This is a genomic window from Shewanella sp. AS1, assembly GCF_021412565.1.
GTDB lineage: Bacteria > Pseudomonadota > Gammaproteobacteria > Enterobacterales > Shewanellaceae > Shewanella.
In genome coordinates this window covers 1-280 of sequence record NZ_JAKCLJ010000144.1, presented here as the reverse complement: position 1 = coordinate 280, position 280 = coordinate 1, and the positions used below count along the sequence as shown (strand labels likewise).

General features: G+C 61.4%; 1 protein-coding gene. It reads left to right on the top strand.

Annotated elements, in window-relative coordinates:
- Positions 1 to 280: hypothetical protein (locus tag LZP69_RS16425; protein ID WP_234201753.1), on the top strand; the 280-nt coding region annotated here is incomplete at both ends.

The following is a 280-nucleotide window of genomic DNA, read 5'->3' as shown; positions in this document are numbered from 1 at the left end:
TGGGGCGAGACACTGCTGATCATCACTGCCGACCATGAGACCGGCTACCTGTGGGGGCCGGGTGCAAATCCGTACTGGATGCCTGTCGTCAATAACGGCGCCGGTGTGCTGCCCGGCATGCAGTGGAATTCACCCAACCACACCAACAGCCTGGTGCTCCTATCAGCCACGGGCGACGCCGCCCGCATGTTCAGCCGCTTCGCCGATCAATACGACCCGGTGCGCCGCTGGTATATCGACAACACCGAGATAGCCAAGCTGGTCTTTTGGGTCTTGGACC